This window comes from Vibrio genomosp. F6 (assembly GCF_005146325.1).
Lineage (GTDB): Bacteria > Pseudomonadota > Gammaproteobacteria > Enterobacterales > Vibrionaceae > Vibrio > Vibrio cortegadensis.
Genome location: NZ_SYUT01000095.1, coordinates 1 through 1124 on the forward strand (window position 1 = coordinate 1; position 1124 = coordinate 1124).

Here is a 1124-nt window from a genome sequence, read left to right on the forward strand (position 1 = left end):
AGGGGATCCGTCAGCGCCCAATTAAGTTGCAGACCAACGCAAACCCGAACCTAAAGCAACGCGCCGATTACACCCAAACTGTTTGGAACTGAAAATGCCACGCGTTGGCTGTCAGCTTAAATTGTTTGTGTACGCCCAGCATGGGCATGAACTAATGAGGTGAAAGTCCTCTGTAGGAAAATCACCATTCAATATTCAACTTGTTGATATTAAATGTTAACTACTAGCAAATGGCAAGGGCTTTTCCGCGAGGAACGGTCTGAAGGAAGCCGCTGGCAAAACTGCGAGGTGATGAACAAGAACATCATACTAGGCGTAGGTCAGAGGCGAGTTGGCACAAGACGACGAAGCCAAGTGATTTAATGACCACCGTAAATGATGCAGTTGCGCAGTGAAAGTTCATGTCCTTATCTGGGGAGATCTGCTTAACAGGCGATCGTTAACCTTACCAGCTTGGCCGCTGGTTCAACTGGCCTGGCGCGTGAGTATCATCAACTTACGCGAGCGAAACCGATGAACAACGATAGCTCTTTACGAGGTAACTCGTTAAGTGATTAAGCAGAAGTCAGCAGACGGCATAGTAGCCAAACGCCCATCGTAATGGTTGGGACAAGGTGAAGGCCTGAACATTTAGAAGAAGGAGGAGTCTTGTCAAACTTGTCGATACCCACTACGCCGACAGGCGATTACTATCAACAGCGTAATGATAGGCAACCATCTTTCAACAGCGATCTATTCACTCAATTACTCCAACCTGAGAATTTACAGCGTGCATGGCGTCAAGTTAAAGCCAACAAAGGTGCGGCAGGTATAGATGGCATGACCATTGATTCCTTCCCTCCTTGGCTGCAACAAGGGGGCTGGCAGCAATGTAAATCTCAACTAGAATCTGGTGAATATCAACCCTCAGCGGTCAGACGTGTAGAGATCGATAAACCCGATGGCGGTAAACGAAAATTGGGGATCCCTACCGTTATTGACCGAGTAATACAACAAGCCATTGCTCAAATACTCACGCCTCTGTTTGACCCATTCTTTTCGACTAACAGCTTTGGCTTTAGGCCGAACAGAAATACCAAACAAGCGGTACTGCAAGTACGGGATACCGGTGTTTTTCAAGGTAG

General features: G+C 47.2%; 1 protein-coding gene. It reads left to right on the forward strand.

Features of this window, described 5'->3' with window-relative positions:
* Positions 1 to 648: 648 nt before the first annotated feature.
* A partial coding sequence (locus FCV43_RS19695) for a reverse transcriptase domain-containing protein (protein ID WP_240697196.1) occupies positions 649 to 1124 on the forward strand: 476 nt, incomplete at its 3' end.